The sequence below is a fragment of the Scytonema sp. HK-05 genome (genome assembly GCF_963872035.1).
Taxonomy (GTDB): Bacteria; Cyanobacteriota; Cyanobacteriia; order Cyanobacteriales; family Nostocaceae; genus Kalymmatonema.
Map to the genome: position 1 here is coordinate 215234 of NZ_CAWMYC010000092.1, position 20879 is coordinate 236112.

Annotated in this window: 26 protein-coding genes; 17 read left to right on the plus strand and 9 right to left on the minus strand. The window is 43.4% G+C overall.

What is annotated here, in order from left to right; all coding sequences use genetic code 11:
• Positions 1 to 67: 67 nt before the first annotated feature.
• Positions 68 to 1231 carry a Re/Si-specific NAD(P)(+) transhydrogenase subunit alpha gene (locus tag AACT52_RS13155; protein WP_073626730.1) on the minus strand — a complete coding sequence of 388 codons (1164 nt, stop codon included), beginning with the start codon at positions 1229 to 1231 and terminating at the stop codon, positions 68 to 70.
• Positions 1232 to 1951: 720 nt separating this feature from the next.
• Here AACT52_RS13155 and AACT52_RS13160 point away from each other — a divergent pair.
• From AACT52_RS13160 to AACT52_RS13175, 4 genes are all read left to right on the plus strand, one after another.
• Complete coding sequence (locus AACT52_RS13160; RefSeq protein ID WP_073626732.1) at positions 1952 to 2464, plus strand: DUF2808 domain-containing protein; 513 nt, start codon at positions 1952 to 1954, stop codon at positions 2462 to 2464.
• A 221-nt stretch (positions 2465 to 2685) separates the two neighbouring features.
• Complete coding sequence (gene rpmH, locus AACT52_RS13165; RefSeq protein ID WP_071838482.1) at positions 2686 to 2820, plus strand: 50S ribosomal protein L34; 135 nt, start codon at positions 2686 to 2688, stop codon at positions 2818 to 2820.
• 27 nt (positions 2821 to 2847) lie between these two features.
• Positions 2848 to 3267, plus strand: a complete 420-nt coding sequence (gene rnpA / locus AACT52_RS13170) for a ribonuclease P protein component (protein ID WP_073626734.1) — start codon at positions 2848 to 2850, stop codon at positions 3265 to 3267.
• On the plus strand, positions 3254 to 3643 hold the full coding sequence (locus tag AACT52_RS13175; RefSeq protein WP_073626736.1) for a PH domain-containing protein: 390 nt from the start codon (positions 3254 to 3256) through the stop codon (positions 3641 to 3643). Before rnpA ends, AACT52_RS13175 begins: the two co-directional genes overlap by 14 nt.
• Here AACT52_RS13175 and AACT52_RS13180 read toward each other — a convergent pair.
• Positions 3633 to 3848 (minus strand): hypothetical protein, encoded by a 216-nt coding sequence (locus AACT52_RS13180; protein ID WP_073626738.1) that lies wholly within the window; start codon positions 3846 to 3848, stop codon positions 3633 to 3635. The two genes, AACT52_RS13175 and AACT52_RS13180, sit on opposite strands and share 11 nt — an antisense overlap.
• 108 nt (positions 3849 to 3956) lie before the next feature.
• On the opposite strand from AACT52_RS13180, the gene yidC reads away from it, so the two are divergent.
• The 5 genes from yidC to AACT52_RS13205 all read left to right on the plus strand — a co-directional run bounded on the left by yidC (position 3957) and on the right by AACT52_RS13205 (position 7219).
• On the plus strand, positions 3957 to 5102 hold the full coding sequence (gene yidC, locus AACT52_RS13185; protein ID WP_073626740.1) for a membrane protein insertase YidC: 1146 nt from the start codon (positions 3957 to 3959) through the stop codon (positions 5100 to 5102).
• Complete coding sequence (locus AACT52_RS13190; protein WP_073626741.1) at positions 5102 to 5620, plus strand: Jag family protein; 519 nt, start codon at positions 5102 to 5104, stop codon at positions 5618 to 5620. Before yidC ends, AACT52_RS13190 begins: the two co-directional genes overlap by 1 nt.
• Before the next feature lie 271 nt (positions 5621 to 5891).
• Entirely contained in the window at positions 5892 to 6401 is a 510-nt protein-coding gene (locus tag AACT52_RS13195; protein ID WP_073626743.1) for a YceD family protein, read from the plus strand.
• Between the two features lie 226 nt (positions 6402 to 6627).
• The gene (locus tag AACT52_RS13200; protein WP_073626745.1) at positions 6628 to 6852 is read left to right on the plus strand and encodes a hypothetical protein; all 225 of its coding nucleotides are present in this window, start codon (positions 6628 to 6630) and stop codon (positions 6850 to 6852) included.
• Positions 6842 to 7219 (plus strand): type II toxin-antitoxin system VapC family toxin, encoded by a 378-nt coding sequence (locus AACT52_RS13205; protein WP_073626747.1) that lies wholly within the window; start codon positions 6842 to 6844, stop codon positions 7217 to 7219. The genes AACT52_RS13200 and AACT52_RS13205 overlap by 11 nt, the downstream gene beginning before the upstream one ends.
• Before the next feature lie 724 nt (positions 7220 to 7943).
• Here the strand turns inward: AACT52_RS13205 and AACT52_RS13210 are convergent.
• From AACT52_RS13210 to AACT52_RS13225, 4 genes are read right to left on the minus strand one after another with little or no spacing between them, the layout of a single operon-like run.
• Entirely contained in the window at positions 7944 to 8552 is a 609-nt protein-coding gene (locus AACT52_RS13210) for a tetratricopeptide repeat protein (protein WP_233153765.1), read from the minus strand.
• Positions 8527 to 8697: a hypothetical protein gene (locus tag AACT52_RS13215; protein WP_233153766.1), complete on the minus strand. Its 171-nt coding sequence runs from the start codon at positions 8695 to 8697 to the stop codon at positions 8527 to 8529. The genes AACT52_RS13210 and AACT52_RS13215 overlap by 26 nt, the downstream gene beginning before the upstream one ends.
• Positions 8672 to 8842, minus strand: coding sequence for a hypothetical protein (locus AACT52_RS13220; protein ID WP_233153766.1), 171 nt, complete (start codon positions 8840 to 8842; stop codon positions 8672 to 8674). Before AACT52_RS13220 ends, AACT52_RS13215 begins: the two co-directional genes overlap by 26 nt.
• A complete protein-coding gene (locus AACT52_RS13225) occupies positions 8817 to 8975 on the minus strand; it encodes a hypothetical protein (RefSeq protein WP_233153767.1) in 159 nt (52 codons plus the stop codon). Before AACT52_RS13225 ends, AACT52_RS13220 begins: the two co-directional genes overlap by 26 nt.
• A 274-nt stretch (positions 8976 to 9249) precedes the next feature.
• On the opposite strand from AACT52_RS13225, the gene AACT52_RS13230 reads away from it, so the two are divergent.
• Complete coding sequence (locus AACT52_RS13230; RefSeq protein WP_233153768.1) at positions 9250 to 10782, plus strand: GUN4 domain-containing protein; 1533 nt, start codon at positions 9250 to 9252, stop codon at positions 10780 to 10782.
• A gap of 138 nt (positions 10783 to 10920) precedes the next feature.
• On the opposite strand, the gene AACT52_RS13235 is transcribed toward AACT52_RS13230, so the two are convergent.
• Both AACT52_RS13235 and AACT52_RS13240 read right to left on the minus strand, forming a co-directional pair.
• On the minus strand, positions 10921 to 11154 hold the full coding sequence (locus AACT52_RS13235) for a four helix bundle protein (protein ID WP_233153769.1): 234 nt from the start codon (positions 11152 to 11154) through the stop codon (positions 10921 to 10923).
• A gap of 225 nt (positions 11155 to 11379) precedes the next feature.
• Positions 11380 to 11637: a transposase gene (locus AACT52_RS13240; RefSeq protein WP_445263923.1), complete on the minus strand. Its 258-nt coding sequence runs from the start codon at positions 11635 to 11637 to the stop codon at positions 11380 to 11382.
• Positions 11638 to 12077: 440 nt separating this feature from the next.
• Here AACT52_RS13240 and AACT52_RS13245 point away from each other — a divergent pair, with 440 nt between their 5' ends.
• The 4 genes from AACT52_RS13245 to AACT52_RS13260 all read left to right on the plus strand — a co-directional run bounded on the left by AACT52_RS13245 (position 12078) and on the right by AACT52_RS13260 (position 16178).
• On the plus strand, positions 12078 to 13592 hold the full coding sequence (locus AACT52_RS13245) for an AAA family ATPase (RefSeq protein WP_073626752.1): 1515 nt from the start codon (positions 12078 to 12080) through the stop codon (positions 13590 to 13592).
• Positions 13593 to 13679: 87 nt separating this feature from the next.
• Positions 13680 to 14213, plus strand: coding sequence for an SH3 domain-containing protein (locus AACT52_RS13250; RefSeq protein ID WP_073626754.1), 534 nt, complete (start codon positions 13680 to 13682; stop codon positions 14211 to 14213).
• Between the two features lie 371 nt (positions 14214 to 14584).
• Positions 14585 to 15139, plus strand: coding sequence for a hypothetical protein (locus AACT52_RS13255; RefSeq protein ID WP_073626756.1), 555 nt, complete (start codon positions 14585 to 14587; stop codon positions 15137 to 15139).
• 328 nt (positions 15140 to 15467) lie between these two features.
• Positions 15468 to 16178, plus strand: a complete 711-nt coding sequence (locus AACT52_RS13260; RefSeq protein WP_073626758.1) for a hypothetical protein — start codon at positions 15468 to 15470, stop codon at positions 16176 to 16178.
• A 379-nt stretch (positions 16179 to 16557) separates the two neighbouring features.
• On the opposite strand, the gene AACT52_RS13265 is transcribed toward AACT52_RS13260, so the two are convergent.
• Positions 16558 to 16776 carry a zinc ribbon domain-containing protein gene (locus tag AACT52_RS13265; RefSeq protein WP_096549358.1) on the minus strand — a complete coding sequence of 73 codons (219 nt, stop codon included), beginning with the start codon at positions 16774 to 16776 and terminating at the stop codon, positions 16558 to 16560.
• 324 nt (positions 16777 to 17100) lie between these two features.
• Between AACT52_RS13265 and AACT52_RS13270 the strand changes: the two genes are divergently transcribed.
• The 3 genes from AACT52_RS13270 (at position 17101) to AACT52_RS13280 (ending at position 20436) form a co-directional block, all read left to right on the plus strand.
• Complete coding sequence (locus AACT52_RS13270) at positions 17101 to 18612, plus strand: peptidoglycan-binding domain-containing protein (protein ID WP_073626760.1); 1512 nt, start codon at positions 17101 to 17103, stop codon at positions 18610 to 18612.
• 85 nt (positions 18613 to 18697) lie between these two features.
• Positions 18698 to 19570: an S-methyl-5'-thioadenosine phosphorylase gene (locus AACT52_RS13275; protein ID WP_073626762.1), complete on the plus strand. Its 873-nt coding sequence runs from the start codon at positions 18698 to 18700 to the stop codon at positions 19568 to 19570.
• Between the two features lie 410 nt (positions 19571 to 19980).
• Positions 19981 to 20436, plus strand: coding sequence for a pentapeptide repeat-containing protein (locus tag AACT52_RS13280; RefSeq protein WP_073626764.1), 456 nt, complete (start codon positions 19981 to 19983; stop codon positions 20434 to 20436).
• Positions 20437 to 20879 lie beyond the last annotated feature (443 nt).

Sequence of the window (20879 nt, forward strand, 5' to 3'; positions counted from 1 at the left end):
AAAAAAACTCCTTTTGGTCATTGCTAATTGGCTTGTACTAAGCACTTTAGCCCTTAGTACGAACCTGTTACCCTGCCACGCCGCTCAAAGCTTGTACGGCATCCTTCACCCGCTGGTTGCGAATTTCGCCAGCGTGGGTAATGCAAGCGGCATCGATGATGTCGTCGGCAAAGTTCACTTGCAACGCTTTGTCTTTAATCAAAAGCTGCATCAACGATGTCACATTCTTGGAATACAATTGGCTGGCGTGGACTGGCATCGATGATGGTAAGTTGATGGGACCGATGATGGTGACGCCGTTCCACACAATATCCTTGCCGGGATCGGTGCAAGCACAGTTACCACCTTGTTCGGCGGCGAGATCCACAATCACTGAACCTGGCTTCATTTGTGCCACCATCTCTTCAGTCACTAAAAGTGGTGCTTTTCTACCAGGAACTTGGGCGGTGGTAATCACCACATCAGCATTCTTTACGTGTTCGGCGACAAGTTCCTGAGTCCGCTGTTTGCTCGCTTCAGAAATTTCTTTGGCGTAGCCTCCGGCGGCGACGGTTTCTTCTTCCAGTTTGACTTCGACGAATTTTGCCCCCAAACTTTGGACTTCTTCTTTGACAGCGGGGCGGATATCAAAGGCTTCTACGATCGCTCCCAAGCGTCTGGCGGTGGCGATCGCCTGCAAGCCAGCCACACCAGCGCCCATAACAAACACTTTCGCTGGAGCTATTGTCCCAGCCGCTGTTGTCAACATGGGGAAATATTTTGGTAATGCTGCTGCACCAATCAGTACCGCCTTGTAACCCGCTATTGACGCTTGCGACGATAACGCATCCATGCTTTGTGCCCGAGTTGTGCGCGGGATCATCTCCATACTGATAGCAGTTACCTTGCGTTCTGCTAGTTGCTGCGCTACAAATGGATTCCCCAAAGGATTGAGAAAGCTAATGAGCACAGCCCCTTCCTTCAGCAAGTCAATTTCTGAGCGTCCATCTTCTCGCTCTTGAGGTGTTCCAACCTTAAGCAGAATATCTGCTTCAGCCCATAATGTGGCAGTATCAGCTATCACTTTAGCTCCTGCTGCTTCATAGGCTGCATCAGAAAAGAAAGCTCGCTCACCTGCACCAGTTTCTACCCACACTTCCAAACCTTGTTTTACCAATCGGGCAACCGTGTCAGGAATTAAGCCAACTCGACGCTCACAAACTTCAATTTCTTTAGCAACTGCTATTCTCATGCAATCTCCTTAAGATAAATACCTATTTTCTGCAAGCTGTGAAATTTTTAAGGGTGAGGCAACAGACGCATTTATAGTGTGCATGGACAGCAGAAGAAGGCAGTTGGTTAGCAATTTGCAACTTAACCTTCGCTCTCACAATCTACAATTACTTACGCAAAGCCTCAATTTGGTTCTTACAGGATTTCAAGATTCCAATGTATTTGCAAAAAGCGTCATCTATTGCAGATCCTATGCTAACCCCCAAATTTTGCATCTTTCTCTTCAACTTCTTTTAGGGATTTAAAAATTTTGTTCTTATTTTTTTACATACTGCAATATTAAGAAAATTTTCAAAAACTATCCCCAAATAATCTTAATAAATCCTGCCTTGAGTACAACTTATTTTAGCTAGTTTACTCCAACTTAACTACTGATGTTACTATTAGATTACTCAATTTTTATAACAAAGCATATATATTTCTACATATTTTGCAACACAATGAAATCTCAACCCTGTTTTTAATGAGTGCAAATTAAAAAATCCTTACAATAGAACATTTTTTGTATAATTTTTTACTATTAAATGTCTTTATTTATGTAATAATACTGTTAGTGACACTTTTTTTGGTAGTTTACGTCCAATATCAATATCTAAATGTCAGTAGTAAAGTTTTAGTTACGAACCTTTAGTCCCAGTTGTTTAGATAAAAGACCTATTTCTGCCTCAGGAGCTTAACCATGCGACGTTTACTTTCTACTTTAGCTGTGACTAGCTGTTTGCTGGCTGGGATACCAGCCATAAGCTGGGCTCAGAGTTTGCCAGGGTTTACGCTGTTTAGCGGTGTCAAAAGTGAAAATCAGCTACCGTTCCGGTTAGATTTTGGCGGTCAAAGCAATGGCTGGGATAGGTACATACTAAAAATTTCTAGCAAAAAGCTGAAAACAGCAGTTGCTCATTTTGTGATTTCTTATCCTGATTACTACAAAGGAACCTTTGATCCCAAAGAGGTCGAGGTCAGGGTTAGGAACAAAAAGATTGCAGTATCCGAGGTGAAGTGGGATAAAGAAAATCGCGTCATTCAAATTTATCCCCAAGAAGCAATACCAGCAGGTAGCAATGTTGAGTTGGTTCTCTCTAACGTGAAAAACCCAGCTTTTGGTGGAGTTTTCTATTTTAACTGCTCAATTCAGTCTCCTGGCGATGTGCCGCTATCGCGCTACGTCGGAACATGGATTATCAGCATTAGTTAAGTTAAGAGTCCATACTCAACAACTAGGGGTGTAAGGGAATGGGGGTGTAGGGGGTTCGCTGTGAGGCTGGAATAGGGCGGAGTGTTGCAATCCCCGCGCGACAATTCCTCCCAGTCCCTAATCCCTAGTCCCGAGTCCCCATCAACACATTTTTTGCATAATAAGTGATAAAATTGGAAATTGTGACTTTTTTTATAAAAATTGTCTAAGAGGATAAAAACATGAAGAGAACGCTGGAAGGCACTAGCCGTAAGAGAAAAAGAACCTCTGGTTTTCGCGCGAGGATGCGAACTCCAGACGGTAGAAACGTCATCAAGGCTAGAAGAAGAAAGGGACGCTATCGTTTGAGCGTATAAGGCATTCCAAAGCGATTCATAGCAGTTGTGGCATTGCCTAAAGCAAATCGGCTAAAATCTCACAGAGATTTCCAGGCAGTTTTCCGGGAAGGAATTCGTCGTCATGGTTTACATTTAACATTAAGAGCCTTGCGACCGTCACCTTCGTGCAAACCTTCTGCGGATGCTGCTTGTGAAATGCAAACAAACGACAAAGCAAATCTGACTCCAGCCCAAATTGGCATTTCGATCAGCACAAAAGTCAGCAAACGAGCAGTCGTTCGCAACCGCCTGAAACGGCAAATAGCAGCTGCATTGTATCAGTTGTTGCCAAGGATATTACCAGGATGGCGGATTGTGCTTGTTGTCAAACCAACAGCAGCAGATATGAAGTGCGTAAGCCAACAATTTCTGCAAGAATTAGAGCAGTTGTTGGCACAAGCAGAGGTGTTCAATGGGCATTCGTGAAGAAGTTTATTTTGAGGGTGGTCCCCATATTGGGGATTTAATTACGAACATATTGATTGGGCTAACAGTTGTTGGACTACCATTGACAGTCGGGGCGATTGTTAGGGCATTGTGGCTGCGCTACCGGATCAGCGATCGCAGGGTTTCTGTGACAGGTGGTTGGAGGGGGCGCGATCGCACCGATGTGATTTACTCAGAAGTTGTCAAAATTGTCAAAGTTCCCCGTGGTATAGGAGCGTGGGGGGATATGGTTATCACTCTTAGAGATGGTAGTCGTCTGGAACTACGGGCTGTTCCCAAGTTTCGGGAAATCTATGACTACATTGAAGAAAGAGTCATCGCCAAAAACCCTAGCTATGTGGGCGCTAAAAAGTGATGAGGGGCATTAGGAGGATGAGCCAGACAAGGAGGATGAGGGGGATAAGGACGATGAGAAGGATAAACAGGATAAACGAGAAATTCTTTACTCCCTCATCTCCTTCATCTCCCCCATCTCCCCCATCTCCCTCATCTCCTTCATCTCCCCCATCTCCCCCATCTCCCCCATCTCCCTCAATACTCGCTTCGCTCTCTACCCCCATCTCATATAATGTGCGGCTATCCGTAGTACGAAGCTAGTCACATGGAAATCACGATTTAGATAAATTAGATTAAGTCAATTTACAGTATCTCAGGTTGAATTCAGAATAATGGATTTTGGTATCGGGTTTCTCTCGAACAACGTGATGCTGCCAATCATAGACTTGTTCTATAGCATTGTGCCTAGCTATGGATTGGCAATCGTGGCATTGACATTGATCATTCGTTTCGCGCTCTATCCCCTGAGTGCTGGCTCAATTCGCAACATGCGACGAATGCGGATTGTGCAACCTCTGATGAACAAGAAAATGCAAGAAATCAAGGAGCGGTATAAGGACGATCCGCAAAAGCAGCAGGAAGAAATGATGAACGTCCAAAAAGAATTTGGCAACCCGCTTGCAGGTTGTTTGCCACTGCTGCTGCAAATGCCAGTTTTACTAGCACTATTTGCGACTTTGCGGGGTTCACCTTTTTCTGGTGTGAACTATAGTGTTAACTTGCAAATCTTGCCTGCTGAACAAATCGAACGAATTCAACCGCAAGCCTTTGCCACTCCCCCACAAAACATCTATGTTGCTGAAGGGGAACACCTTAAGGTATCTGCCATCGTTCCCGCAGGCAACAAATTGGCGGTGGGAGAACATACAAAGATAGAATATCAAACCCCTGAGGGCAAACCATTCCAAGCACTTTTAGCAGAACACCCTAACACTCAGTTAATCCCCCAATGGTCAGTGACTAAAGGGGAGGAACGGGTAAAAATTGATGCTGAAGGTAACATAGAAGCCTTACAGCCAGGGGATGTTACAATTCAGGGAACAATTCCGGGACTCGCAGCAAGTCAAGGATTTCTCTTTATTGATGCCTTAGGTCGGGTTGGTGCAACTGATCCAGACGGTACTATTCACTGGGATATCGTCGCCATGATAGTCCTGTTTGGTATTACCCTCTACGTCAGCCAAATCCTTTCTGGGCAAAATAGCACAAATGCTAACCCGCAGCAGGACACGGTAAACAAAATAACTCCCGTCATCTTTTCTGGGATGTTTTTGTTCTTCCCCCTACCAGCTGGGGTGCTGATGTATATGGTGATTGGTAATATTTTCCAGACACTGCAAACCTACATTCTCACGCGCGAACCTCTGCCTGAAGAACTACAAAAAATGGTAGAGACTCAGAAAAAAGAAGAAGAAAGCGCACAACAAAAATCGCTGCCGTTTGAGCCAAAAAGTTCTAAGAAAAAGACTACAGGGTAATGATGACAGACAGTCGAATGGAACGCGGTCAGGAGTGGTTAAAAACACTACTGCAACTCAATGGGCTATCTGTTGATATTGAAGGTGAGATAGAAACAATCGTTAATCAGGACGAGGAATCTCCAGAACCTGATAGTTACTGGTTGACGATTGATGAAACAAACCTAACGCCGGAGCAAATTGAGATTTTAACTGGTCCCGATGGTTCAGTGCTAGATGCGATTCAGTATCTAGCAAATTCTATTCTCAACTTAAATCAACCACAGGAGGAGCAAGCCTCATACACTGTTGAGTTGAATGGCTACCGTGTTAAGAGATTTGCAGAAATTCGCGCCCTAGCTGAAGCAGCTGCCGAGCAAGTGCGCTCCTCTGGTCAAGAAGTAGAAATCAAGTCACTCAGTTCAGCCGAACGTCGTCAAGTTCACACCTTATTTAAGGAGTTTGGTGACTTAGAAACCTTCAGCCGAGGGAAAGAGCCGTTTCGTCAGCTTGTTGTACGCCTTGCATCAATCGAATAATTGAACACTTAGGAGTCAACACTCAAGAGTCAAGAGTCAAGAGTGAGGAGTCAAGAGTTAACACAAAGATTGATAACTCATAACTCATCACTCATAACTCATTACTTTTAGAGAAAAATTTCTATAAAAAGTTTCGGAAATCCGAATTTAGTAGTTATAAAACTAATTTGTAGAAAAGCTAAACTTAAATATGTATTAACAGCTGCATCGCTGATGATACGCATATTTTGTAGTTACGCACAATTTGTAGTGAGGATGTCTCACAAGTCCTATGGACGCAATTTATATTCCGCAGCTTACTAAAGCGCCGGAACGGACAGAAGAAATCCAAGTGAATGAGTTTCTGCCCGGTTTAGAAACTTTGACACCAGTTCGCGGTCGCATCCGTGTGCAGCATCACGGTAATTATTTACAAGTGTCAAGTCAGGCAGAAACAATTATTACTTGTACCTGCAGTCGGTGCTTGCAAAACTATAATCATCGTTTGATGGTTGAGCCCAAGGAAATTATCTGGTTAGATGAATCAGCTAACGAAACAGATGACCTGCCTTTAGAACGGGAAGTCGCTTTTGATGATTTAATAGAAACAGTTTCACCTGAGGGATATTTTTATCCTGATCAATGGCTGTACGAGCAAATGTGTTTGGAATTGCCCCAGCGACAGTTGTGTGATGCCAATTGTCAGGGGATTCAAGCAAGCGCTGAGAGCAAGTTCAATAATTCTGTTGACAGGCGTTGGTCTTCTTTGGAATCTTTGAAAAACCAATTACCAGGAGCGTAGATTGATAGCTTTGTAGTAAGCGCTTTAGCGCTAAAGCACTTACTACAAATTAGGGTTGACTTTTGACGAGTTGACAAGATATCATATATATAATGGAAAAGGTGTGCGCAGGCGAACCCACCTTTTCAATAGTATTACCACAGTAGAAAAAGACAATGAATAAAGAAGTGGGCTTTGTGCTCCAATAGTGTAAACGAAGTTCGTTTTGTTGAGTCAGAAATGGGCAATGGAAGTTCTAAAACTTACGACTACGATTGATGAATCAGGATATTTGAATCTTAATATTCCAACGCAGTTAGCCGCTGGAGAAGTGAACATTGTTGTTGTTTTGAATCCAGTTTCGTCAGAAGGGCAGCAAAAATCCAGCTATGATTTCTCCGACTTGGTAGGGCGGTTAACTTGGCAGGGAGATGCACTTATTATGCAGAGGACTCTGCGGGATGAGTGGTAATCGCTACGTGTTAGATACGAATGCGATTGTGGCTCTGCTTCAAGGGAATTCTCAACTCATTCAATTACTTAAAAATGCTGATTGGATTGGAGTTTCAGTTATTAGCCAAATTGAATTTTTGGCTTTTTCTGGGCTAAGTCAAGATGATCGTCAGCTTTTTCAACTGTTTCTTCAGCGAGTGGAGATTATCGGTTTAGTGGCGAGTGATGCTGCGTTAATTGAGAAAATAATTGAAATTCGCCTGCAATATCGATTGAAATTACCGGATGCTGTTATTGCAGCAATGGCGATCCAAAATTCAGCAAGTTTAGTGAGTGCTGATACTGAGTTTGCAAAGGTAACAATGTTAACGGTAATTAATTGGTAGCGATCGCCCAAGGGTGAAGTTTGTCGAACTCACGTTGAATTAGAAAGCTTTCAATTCAAGTTGACACATATGCCTCTATATAAAGTCAACCTTTCAAGAATTGCAGTAGCTAAAATACTAACGCTGGATAAAGCCCCCCAGTAGTCGCCATACTATCAGCGGTGGAGTAACCTCACAGCTATTGGTGTTAAGTTGAGGTTTAAGCGTTTATTCCACGTTGATTTTACCCCACACGCCAGTCGCCTGCGGAGGGAAACCCTCCTGCAGCGCTGGCTCCCCTTAATCCCCTCCCCGATGCCTTGGGGAGGGGAGGTTTTGGCGTAAGACAAAACCGGGGTGGAGTGGAGCGAGAATTGTTGCCTCGTTCCCAGCCTCAGGCTGGGAATCTCTACTGGGAGGCTCTGCCTTGCTTAACAGCGGCTGTGCCGCTTCAAGGGCATTTCCAGGTGGAACCACCGCGCCCGAGATTAAAGACAGGGTTTTGGGTTAAGTTGACACCAATGGGCACAGAACAGCCCCTACAAAAAACCTGTTATTCACCCAATTGAAAACTGCTATAAGTCTAGGTGGAATGAGGATGTTTTCATTTTAGGGTTGACTTTTGACGAGTTGACAAGATATCATATATATAATGGAAAAGATGTGCGCAGATAAACTCAACCTTTCAAGAATTGCAGTTATTAATATCGATGCTGGAATAAGCTCCGCAATAGTCGCCACGGTATTAGCGGTGCAGCAAAAACCAAAGGCAGAAGAAAGCAACTATGCCGACACAGATGAAAGTAAGCTTTACCCAACCTCGCTGAAACCTCACCCCCAGCCCCTCTCCGCGAGCGGAGAGGGGAGTAGAGTCAATTTCCGCTATTTTAGATTGGGCGTATTCGAGAAAGGGTTCATAGTTAATGGCGGTGGCGAGTTCAGCAGCTTGATGCAAGGAGTCAACAGCGGCGTCTCGCTGTCCCATGTTTAATTGAGTATCGGCGATAAAGTAGAGTAGATTGCGGCTTTGGCTATAGATATCGCCAATTTCAAGGTAAAGGTTTTGAGCTTGTTGGAGATATTCTAGCCCTTGAACTGGGTCATCTTGTAATTTGCCAAACTCTTGCAGAACGTTAGCTTCACCCAAGCGAGAACCAGTTTCGCGGTAGAATGCCAATGCTTGTTCGTAACGTTCTAATGCTTCAGGGCTACGTCCCAGGAACTGCAAAACATCGCCAATCGCTTGTAAGGTGTTTGCTTCACCCAAGCGAGCGCCAATATCGCGGTAGAATGCCAAAGCTTGTTCGTAACGTTCTAATGCTTCAGGGCTACGTTTTTTGGAACTGCAAAACATCGCCAATCGCTTTTAAGGTGTTTGCTTCACCCAAGCGATGCTCCGGAGGAGCCGCTGAGCGAACGCCAATATCGCGGTAGAATGCCAATGCTTGTTCGTAACGTTCTAAAGCTTCAGGGCTACGTTTTTTGGAACTGCAAAACATCGCCAATCGCTTTTAAGGTGTTTGCTTCACCCAAGCGATGCTCCGGAGGAGCCGCTGAGCGAACGCCAATATCGCGGTAGAATGCCAATGCTTGTTCGTAACGTTCTAAAGCTTCAGGGCTACGTTTTTTGGAACTGCAAAACATCGCCAATCGCTTTTAAGGTGTTAGCTTCACCCAAGCGATGCTCCGGAGGAGCCGCTGAGCGAACGCCAATTTCCTGGTAAATTTTTAGTGCTTGCTGATAACAATCGTTAGCTCGTTTGACCTCATTTGTCATTCCTGCGCGGGTTTCCCGCGTTGTAGCAACTGGCGTTGTGTTGTCGCACAGCGCAACGCACCATCAAGAATTCAAGGTGGGTTGCCCTTGCTGCATAACACAATCTTTTGCGGAATTCACGGTTGCTTTATTGTATTCCCTAGTATGGAAACATATAGAATTGACATAGTTATGAGAGAGTGGTGTAGGCAAACCCCTATCAAGCCAATGTCTAGCCAGAGGATCAAAGGAAGATTTTAACCTGGAAATATTATTAATAAAACCCTGACATGAAATGAATGATGAAATTCCAGTCAAAAAAATCTTAGTGTTGTCAGCGAATCCCAAAGGTACCAAACAACTGCGTTTGAATGAGGAGATTCGTGAAATTAAGGAAGGGTTACAACTAGCGAAAAAACGCGACAGCTTTAAGATAGAGTCGGCAGAAGCAGTGCGCGACTTAGATATTCACCGCTCTATTCTGAATTACGAACCCCAGATTATTCATTTTTCCGGACATGGTGCAGGGGAAGAGGGTTTAATATTTGAAGATAATACCGGACAACAAAAGCTAGTGGATGCAGCAGCATTAGCTGGACTGTTTGACTTGTTCGCAGATCAAGTAGAGTGTGTATTACTTAATGCTTGCTATTCCGAGATTCAAGCCAAAGCCATTGCCCAACATATTGATTATGTTATCGGCATGAGTCAGGAAATTGGCGATAGAGCTGCCATTAAATTTGCTGTTGGATTTTACGATGCTCTGGGGGCTGGAAGAAGCGTTGAATTCGCATATAAACTTGGTTGTAGAGTCATCCGCATGGCAGGGATTCAAGAGCATTTGACACCTCAACTGTTCAGAAAAGAAGATTTGCATGGGGAAAGTATAAATACCACCCCTACACTCACTTCACCCCCACAGGATGCTCGCAAAGCAAGTGTTATTTCTCCTTCACCCACACTAACACCACCAACTCCCCCTATAACCAAACAGGAAGAACCAGAAAATATTATTAAGTATCGTCAGAAAGTTGAAGAATTTGCTTCTGATGGCGTGATTGATGATGACATTGAATCCCACATATTAAATAATTTACAGAAAAAGTTAGGATTAACGGATGAACAAGCTTGTGCAGTCCAAGAAGAAGTATTAGAACCTTATAAGATTTACAAGCAACAATTTAACAAGAAAGTAGCTGAACAAGGATACCCACTGGGGGAAAAAGCTGAAGCTGAATTAAAGAAGTTGCAAAACTACTACGAGATTAAAAACGAATTCGTAAATTTACTGAAACAAGAAGGGGAACAACAAGAAGCCGAAAGACTGCAACGACAAAACCAGCAGACTGATGATCTGCCCTCTGAAAAGGGAATAGACTACACCAAACTGCGTGACTTGCTAGCAGCAGGCAAGTGGAAAGAAGCTGACTATGAAACTTATCTGGTGATGCTCCAAGCTGTCGGGCGCAAGGAAAATGACTGGATTAGAGAAGAAGAACTCTTAAACTTTCCCTGCACTGACCTGCGCACAATTGACCAACTTTGGGTAAAATACAGCAATGGGCGTTTTGGCTTCAGCGTTCAAAAGGAAATTTACCTCAGTGTCGGTGGCAAGCCGGACGGTAAATTCTACGAAGAAGCCTGGAAAAAGTTTGGCGATCGCGTCGGTTGGAGAGTGGAAAGAAGCTGGATGGAGACGTTCGTTGAAGTCACTTTTGATACTATTGCCCCAAGGGGACACCTACCTGTGGTTCACAATGTTACGTGGCGTATTTCACAATTTTGGTGGGGTATTCTCTTCTCTCGCATCGAGACTTGTAAACTGTAACATCTAAGCGTTTCAGAATTTTGTGAATATTTATTGCAGCTTCCTTTTGCACGCTAGAATCAACATTTCCGGATTTCAATACCTGGCAACCCCTTTGGGGAAGTCAAAAGTCAAAAGTCAAAAGTCAAAAAATTATTATTAGGATTTTTCTTTACTCGTTACTATTGATTTAGCAATAATTCTAATTAACTGCTCGCATTCATCTAACAGACTTACTATTTTTACTTCAGGCATTATTTCTGACTTAACTAACAGCTTTAGCCAATATCTTGTTTCCTTTGCTTCTTTAAGAGCTATTGCTTGCTTGCTTATAAAATCCTTGTTACTTTCGGCAGAACGAGACCACTCGCTGCGCTCAAATTCAAAAGTCAAAAGTCAAAAGTCAAAAAAAGAAGTATCCGCTAAGTCCTCAAATTTATTTGTGGGGGTTCTTAATTTTGACTTTTGACTTGATACTTTTGACTTCCCCGGAGGGGCTGTACCTGGTTGCTTATCAAGATATGAACATAACTTTGTTATCCTAACAGCAAATTCAAAGGTTCTATCAGAAATTGGTATATAATTACTCATGCTCAAAACTAAAATTAGGGAGCACAATCATAACATAGCAGCTATTTTCAAATACTTATTTTTGACTTTTGACTTTTGACTTTTGACTTTTGACTTCCCCAAAGGGGCGTTGCTCATGATACAAAGAGCATAGAGTTTAAAGCCATACTTCTGCTGTGCTTTTTTGATAGCGTATAAAAGCACTTCCCGACATTCTAAGCGGGTGAGCCGAAATTCGCGGTTATTGCACCGGGTGGTGATGTGATAGCAGAATCCTGGTTGTAAATTCCGGGGAGAACGAGACATGAAAACAGACCATCCCAATTTTGCCACAATACCCTATTCGGGTATCGCTATACGCACAAGGCAGGCTTTGTTAGTATAGCCCCAGGCTTATAGCCTGAGGGGCTTTTTGCCAAATTGGGATGCTCCCCATGAAAATAACCTGATAAGTATTAATGCAAAATTGAATATACATTTGTCATTGCGAATGGAGCGATCGCTCTTAGCGTTCCCGAAGGGTAGTAGTCTGTCAAGGAATAATTGAGGGATAGATCTTCTGTAGAGACGGCGATTTATCGCGTCTCTCTAACCGTCAAAATGAGCCTCGTAGGGAAGGGGTTGGGGGTTAGGTTTAGTGTGGATTTTTCCACATGGCGTCAAAAGTCAGGGTTAATGAGTTGTTAGAAGCATAACAAACCTGAACAATGAGAAAAGAACTAACAACTTACTCCTAACATCTACTTATGAGCTTCCGTGACGAGTTTAAACTCCTATTACGCGCCCGCTACCCCTTAATCTACATTCCCACCTATGAAGAGGAACGGGTAGAAGCGGCTATCCGCGAAGAAGCCGCGAACCAGGGTAATCGTCCAGTGTATACTTGGGATTTTGTGGATGGTTATCAAGGCAATCCCAACGATGCTGGGTTTGGTCGGCGTAACCCCTTACAAGCTTTGGAATTGGTGGAAAAACTCCCAGCTTCTGCGCCTGGGGTGTTTATTCTCCGAGATTACCATCGGTTTTTAGAAGATGTGGCGATCGCCCGCAAACTCCGCAACTTCGCCCGACTCCTCAAGTCCCAACCAAAAAATATCGTGTTGCTGTCGCCGAGAGTTGCGATTCCTGACGACTTAAGCGAAGTTCTTACTGTCCTTGAGTTTCCCTTACCCGCCGCCACGGAAATTAAAGCGGAAGTGGAACGTTTGATAGCCGCGACTGGTCACTCTCTTCCTGGTAGAGTTTTAGATGACTTGGTGCGCTCTTGTCAAGGGCTATCGATGGAACGCATTCGTCGGGTTTTATCACGGGCGATCGCGACGCACGGTGAACTACAACCAGAAGACGTGGATCTGGTTTTGGAAGAAAAGCGCCAAACCATTCGCCAAACTCAAATCCTCGACTTTTACCCAGCCACAGAGCAAATTTCTGATATCGGCGGACTGGATAACCTCAAAGATTGGCTCCTCCGCCGAGGTGGAGCATTTACCGAAAAAGCGCGACAGTACGGATTACCGCACCCCCGTGGTTTGATGTTGGTGGGAATTCAGGGAACTGGGAAATCGTTAACTGCAAAGGCGATCGCCCATCATTGGCATTTACCTTTGTTGCGTCTCGATGTGGGACGATTGTTTGGGGGTTTGGTGGGTGAGTCGGAATCCCGCACTCGACAAATGATACAAGTCGCCGAAGCCCTCGCTCCTTGTGTGTTGTGGATAGATGAGATAGATAAAGCCTTTTCCGGGCTAGGTAGCAAAGGTGATGCGGGAACCACGAGCCGTGTTTTTGGTACATTTATTACTTGGTTAGCCGAGAAAACCTCACCTGTGTTTGTTGTTTCTACCGCCAACGACATTCAAGCGCTACCACCAGAAATGCTGCGAAAAGGGCGGTTTGATGAAATTTTCTTTGTTGGTTTGCCAAGTCAAGAAGAGAGAAAAGCAATTTTTACCGTGCATTTATCTCGACTGCGTGCGCATAACTTAAAAAATTACGATATTGATAGGTTAGCTTACGAAACACCTGATTTTTCTGGAGCAGAAATTGAGCAAACTTTGATTGAAGCAATGCACATCGGGTTTAGCCAAAACCGGGACTTCAATACCGATGACATTTTAGAAGCTGCCAGTCAGATCATACCCCTAGCACGAACCGCTGTCGAGCAAATTCAGCAACTGCAAGAATGGGCGGCGGCGGGTAGAGCGCGTCTGGCTTCCAAACACAATCCTTTGAGCGATCGCATTCAACGCCAGTTGCAATAATGAGTGAAAAATTATGAATTATGAACAGTAAAAATTTTCATAATTCATAATTTATAATTCATAAATTTGTAGGGTGAACTTGTCACTATGATTAACATACTGAAGTATACACTAGGGATTTTCTTGGCGCTTGCTATCTTAGCTGGCGGTGGAGTCGCTGCTGCTTTGTATTTTATGAATCGAACCTCAGCACCTCCCGCCAAACCCATTTTTGCCAATGATAGCCCCGCTGTCAGAGGGGAAAAGCCAAAACCGACTGTACCTAAAGCAGCAAAAGCAGCGTCTAAGCCTGACGCGAAGGGTGAAGCTTCTCCTAAGCCAACCCCGACTCCAAAGGCTAGCGAATCGCCCAAGCCATTACCACCAGGAGCTTACCAAGCGCGTGTTACTTGGAAGCAAGGCTTGATTTTGCGAGCAGAAGCAAAGCAGGATGCTGAACGTGTTGGTGGGATTGGTTTTAATTCAAGAGTGATCGTTCTCGAACAAAGCGAAGATCAAGTCTGGCAAAAGATTCGCTTGGAAGATGGCGAACAAGAAGGTTGGGTGAAAGCAGGTAATACGCAGAAAGTTGACAAACAAGAGGATTCCCAACAGACACAGACAGAGCAAACAGACCAATAACAGTAAACCAACAACAGTAAAACATATACCTTAAGCTGCCAAGACTCATACTATTCTTTTCATTGCCTGATAGGGATGAATAGACAATCGCTTTGCGCGTGAAAAATCAAACTCTTATAGCTACTTAGCACGGCTTTAGGCTTTTCCGTCACCTCATTTGTCTTTTATTCAAACGATAAACGCGCTTAGCAGCCATTTTTTTATTAAGAAACTTAGTCAAATTTAAAGCTTCATTTCAATAATTTCAGAAGTTTAAAAAACACGAGCCTACACAATCAGCACATACAGCAATTTTTGAGTGCCTTTGAGCTAAGCTTTCACAACAGCAGGTTAGCTTAAACTTGAGAAAAAGGAAATTTATCACAATAAAAATGGCGAACAATCATGCAATTGTGATCGGCGGTAGTATGGCTGGGTTAGTCGTGGCTCGGATTTTGAGCGATCGCTTCCCTGCAGTCACGCTCATTGAACGAGATCAATTTCCTGAAGAACCTATTCCGCGCAAGGGAACTCCTCAGTCTCGCCACATACATGTGCTTTTGCTGCAAGGTCAGATCATCCTCGAAAAATTTTTCCCTGGACTGCGCGACGAAATGATTGCTGCTGGTGCTCATTTAATAGATGTGGCAGCAGATATGATGTGGCTTAATCCTGCTGGATGGGGAGTTCGCTTTCCCTCCGATATTTCTATGTTGGGATTCAGTCGCGATTTAATAGATTGCAAGGTGCGCCGCCGCTTAGCTCTTATCAATAACATCCGCTTTCTGCAAGGGTGTGAGGTCACCGGACTTCTATCGAATACTCACGGCACTTGCGTAGCTGGTGTATCCGTTCGCCATCACAAACAATCCCATCAAGGAATCTGGGAAGAGTCACCAGGTAGGATAAAGGCTGCATATCCTAGCGAAATTGGCTACTACATATAGATTAGAATTTATGCACTTTACAAATCAGTTGTGATGTGATTAATGCGTTATGCGAAGCGTTCCTAGCGTGGTTGTATGGTGGGTGTAAATCTTGAGAGAAGAGAATTTTTGAGGGTTGTGTTTAAAAATTTCTCAGTTCTTGACAATTGCTACCTAAAGTTTAGCTAACAGCTTTATATATAAAGCTTGTAAAAAAGACCTATTGTCAATGCATATGTAGACGATTTCTATAGTGCATAAGTTCTATAGTTCAACACTTATGACTAAAATATGCCTTGATAATTGGGGCTTGATATCTATAAAGAACGTTAGATGTAAGGATATAGCAATGATTGAGTTCTTTTCTGCAACATTGGCACCATTAATTGTTATTCTGCTGTTTATGGCAATTGTATACGCTATTTCCCGCCGTACACTCGGGCACGAAGTCGCTCAAAGACGTTTGCTTCGCACTGCTTTGTTGCTCCCACTGGGTTTCCTCTTTAGCTTAGGGTTTCATTCACTAGGCAAATATGGATTGATAAGCTTTGATTTTCTTTTTGCAGCATTTGTGGCTTTATGGCTACTTAGCTGGAACTGGCGAAAGGCAAAGGCTGGTGCTTTATTACTTAATGCAGGACGGCTTTCAGTGAGCAAAATAATTTTTTGGTTTGGTGCATTGGAAGTCCTGTTCACAGTCCTCTTCACTTGGTCGGCGATCAATCAAATTTCAACAGGGCTTGAGAGTAACACTAATCTGGCACAAGTCATATCACAATTGGTTTTCTACTGGTCGCTTGCCATCTATTTGCTCTGCGTAGGATTGAGCAGCCTGGAGTTGAGAGAGAATGGCATCTGCTATATGTTTTCAGTGGTGAAGTGGGAGAAGCTAGCATCCTATAAGTGGAACGAAGTAAAACCTAACATCGTGACGATTAGCTTCAAGTCACCACGCCTTCCTTTATTCAGAAGATTCTGGAGCTTGCCAATTTCTTTACCATATCGGGATACAGTAAATCGAATTTTGGCTGAGCATTTGATGATGGCTCATGTCAATTGATGCTCCCACCGCAGACACGCCGTGGGATTCTCCCTTCATCCAGTCAACTTGTCTAGAGGAGTTTCCCCACCGTCATGAGAGGTTGTTCTGTCCCGGAGCAATAGAATTCTGTGCGCCCCACAGTCCCCTTCGGGTATGCCTATGGCTAACGCCACGGCTATCGCCGTTAGCGCAGCTCCTCCGGAGGAGGCACGGCACGTCTAGGACGAACGCCACTTTGCTTATGCCGGGGAACCCGTCCACCGCAAGTGGCTCACTTTTAAGTCCTTTGTTCAAAATCAACCTAGTACAGTTCGGCGTAAATAGGGCAACCCTTCGGGTTCACCAGTCGCCTACGGAGGGAAACCCTCCTGCAGCGCTGGTTCACCATTTAAAATCCCTAAAAAGCCCATTCCATAATACTTTTGACTTTTGACTTTTGAATGCATGACTTCCGCCTTGCGGTACTAGTGGCATTGTGGTCACGGTGCATGACTGTTCCACATTCATGACATGTGTGGGTAGCAGTAGACAATGACTTTTTAACTCGTGTTCCACAAACAGAACAATCTTGTAATGTGTAGTGGGGTGGGACTGCTACTATAGCCAAGCCAAGCAATTTACTTAAGAAACTGGTATATTTTTTTTATAAGTCAATTTGTGCAATTCAGTCAAATTGGGGGGTTAGTTGCTTGGTGTATGAAACCTTTGTAAACAGTATTTTCAAGGTTTTCTTAATGTACGGTATCAAGCAGTAAAGATTTGGCACGACTACGGTGAATTTACGGAATAAATAAAATTTTAATCATTACAAAACGAGTTGTAAGGAATTATCTGTTACACAAGTGTATCAATAATGGTATATACAAACAATTGACTAACGCTCTGTATCAGACCAAATCTACAACAGGGAAATTATCTAAACTAAGAACTTGAAACAATTATGGAAAAGATTGGTTATCTTCAGTTTGCTGAAGCAAACGAGGCATCAATAAGAAATGAGGATGAACAGGTCCAAGTTAATTATAATCTTTTTGCACAGTTAAACTGGAAAACAGTGTCTAGCTGTGGTGCCATACACCTTTTATCTGTAGCACTGACTTTAGCAGTTCTAAGTATAGCCCAGCGGGCGGTGGCAGTTGAGAAAGTAGGAAGTAGCGGTTCTCAAGTCTCAGAAATCCAAAGATGTTTGAGCAAGCTGGGCTATTATAATGGTCCGGTAACAGGTAAGTTTGCTTCCTTAACCCAGAATGCTGTGATTCGGTTCCAGCAAACCAATGGACTACCAGCTGTTGGAGTTGTGGGTGCTAGAACTCAACAAGCCTTGCAATCTCAATGTCAAAGTAGAAGACCTGGTGGAAGTGTGAGTGGGGGTTTGCAACCAGGTAGCAGAGGTCAAGCTGTCACTAGGTTACAGCAGGATTTGCGGCGGTTAGGTTACTTTAATGGTCCGATAACAGGCAACTTTGGTCCAGAAACTCAACGAGCAGTCGTAAGATTCCAGCAATCATATGGAATACGTGCTGATGGTGTTGTCGGTGGGAGAACAAAAGAAGCAATACGTATCAGTCTTAACAGAAATAATTCCTCAGCTTACAATTCCTCAGCTTACAATTCCTCAACTTACAATTCCTCATCTGACAATTCCTCAACTTACACCTCAACTTACACCTCAACTTACAATTCCTCAGACGGTATTGGTGGAGATAACTTGCCCAATGCTTTAAATTTGGGTGACTCAGGTGCCGAGGTGAGAGAATTGCAACAGGATTTGCAGCAGTTGGGCTACTTTAGAGTGAATCCAACTGGCTACTTTGGTCCAACAACCCAGGAAGCTGTGGCACGTTTTCAGCAAGATTATCGAATAGTACCCAGCGGTGTCGCCGACTCACAAACCTTAGGAGCCATAACGACAGCTCTTGGAGGGCAAAATTATGGGCAAAATCCTGGGCAAAATTATGGGCAAAATCCTGGGCAAAATCCTGGGCAAAATTATGGTTGTTCAACAACCGGAGATATTTGTCAAGGTGAGAGAAGTCGGCGAGTTACAGTCGTGCAACAGCGTTTGCAGAATTTGCGATTCTTTAACGGTGATATCACTGGTTATTATGGTCCAGCAACTAGAGATGCTGTAGCTCAATTCCAGCGATATTATGGACTGGAAACGACTGGGTTTGTCAATTATCAAACTTGGCAAGCATTAGGGATAAGCAATAATCCAGACAATTCTACAGGATGGAGTCCTAAAGGGGAGAATCGCTTTGTCGTGGTCGTACCGATTTCTAGAAATGACACTTTGGATCAAGTGCGTCAGTATATTCCCGAGGCTTTCCGCGCTGAATCTAGACTTGGTCCTTTTGTAAATGCTGGACAATTTAGAGAACGCTCACAAGCAGAAGACTTGTCTAAATGGTTACGCTCACGTGGGTTAGATGCACGGGTAGATTACTTCTAAAAGTTAAGAGTTATGAGTTATGAGTTATTATTTATAACTCGTAACTCTTAATTTTATTCCCTAACCCTAACGAAGTTTAAAGATAATGGCAGAAACTCGTATTGGAATTATTGGTGGCAGCGGTTTATACAAAATGGATGCCCTCAAAGATATCGAAGAGGTGCATATCCAGACGCCGTTTGGTTCACCATCTGATGCTTTGATACTGGGAAGTTTAGAGGGTACGCGAGTCGCTTTTTTAGCGCGTCATGGTCGTAATCACACGCTGTTACCTTCCGAGTTGCCATTTCGCGCCAATATCTATGCAATGAAGCAACTGGGTGTAGAGTATTTAATCTCGGCTTCAGCTGTAGGTTCATTGAAGGAAGAAGTGAAACCACTGGATTTGGTGGTTCCCGATCAATTTATTGATAGAACGAAAAATCGGGTTTCAACGTTTTTCGGTGAGGGAATTGTTGCTCATATCGCTTTTGGGGATCCAATTTGTAAAAATTTGGCTGGAGTTGTCGCTTCGGCGATCGCATCTCTCAACTTACCGGATATCACGCTGCATCGTGGCGGTACCTATGTGTGTATGGAAGGACCAGCATTTTCGACAAAAGCAGAGTCAAATCTTTACCGCAGTTGGGGTGCAACAGTAATTGGGATGACGAATTTGCCAGAAGCGAAGTTAGCACGGGAAGCAGAAATTGCTTATGCGACTTTAGCGCTAGCGACAGATTACGATTGTTGGCATCCAGATCACGATAACGTGACGGTAGACATGGTAATTGCTAATTTGCAGCGAAATGCAGTCAATGCTCAGAAAGTGATTCAAGAAACGGTACGGCGTTTAACTGAAAACCCACCCCCAAGTGATGCACATTCAGCCTTAAAGTATGCGATTTTGACGAACCTAGAAAAGGCTCCAGCAGTCACTAAAGAAAAGTTAGGGTTGTTGCTGAAAAAGTATATGTAGAAAGCTCTTTACGATTGTTTCTTGTGGTCTTTTGGCAAAGATTCATACCACCCTGGTAGTAGTACTATCAGGGTGTTGCTTTGCCAGTAAATACCTATAAAGTAAGAAAGCTTTGCTCAGCTACCTGTTCTGCCATTTACGCCTCATAGCAGATATTGATTAACGCCTTATGGCAGAACTTACCACTGAAACCAAGTGTTATTATTGTTTTCAGTGGTGGATCGATAAGGTTCATATATTCATACATCAGCAGTTCCTCAAAACCAAGAGGACTTGTCTACCATCACAAAAAAAGCTGACGTAACTCACAACCTACTTATGTCGTCAATCTATACCAAAGAAGCTATACAGGCGATAATAGAACTGTGAGGAGAAAACGGAAGCGACTTGTATTAAAAAGGGGAAATATCATGAAATTCAACATTTTAGCTGCTCTAACCGTATTTACTCCCCTGCTCTTAGCAACTTCAGTTAACGCTGCTAATCCGCAACACGTCAAAAAGCTAATTTCAACTGGGGAATGTAGTGGGTGCGATCTATCGAAAGCTAACCTCAGTGGTGCGCATTTAATTGGTGCTGACTTGAGAAATGCGAATCTCAAAGGAGCCAACTTGGCAAACGCGAATCTTGAAGGCGCTGACTTAACGGGTGCAAACTTAGCAGGAGCTAATTTAACGTCAGCTTTGGCAACAAACGTTGACTTCAAGAAAGCGAATCTCAACGGCGTGAATTTTAGTCGTGCTACGATTTATGACTCTAATGTCTATGGGGCATCCATGAATGACCTCAACATTACCAACGCTGAGATATTTAACACAGGTATCGGGGTTGGTGGTGAAGATGCAGAAATTCCTGATTGGAAATAGAACCTACCATAGCTTCGATTGTGGGAAGTAGGGACTAGAGATTGGTAAATTCCTTGCACACGGATTTTCTGAGCAGATTGATTACTTTTACTTATCTTTGTCGTTAAGTGGGAGAGCCTGAAAAATAGGCTAACTGTGGAGATGATCCCATAAACCTACTTCTTTTGAAAAGATTTTTGTTTTGATTTTGCATTACCTGCGCGGGAAGCTAAAAACTCCTTGGCAATAGCAACAGCGATTTAGGGGTTGGCTCGTTTAACTATCATGGCTAATTTAGCTTCCCCCCTAATGCATAAATTATTCAGGTGTAAACCTACAACATATTGACTATGCCTGAAGATGCTTATGTTAATTGTTGGTAGATATAAATATTTTTAAATTATCAAACTTATTTTTAGTGTCAATTTAGTATAACTAATAACCTCTCTCAGTTTGAACTATCA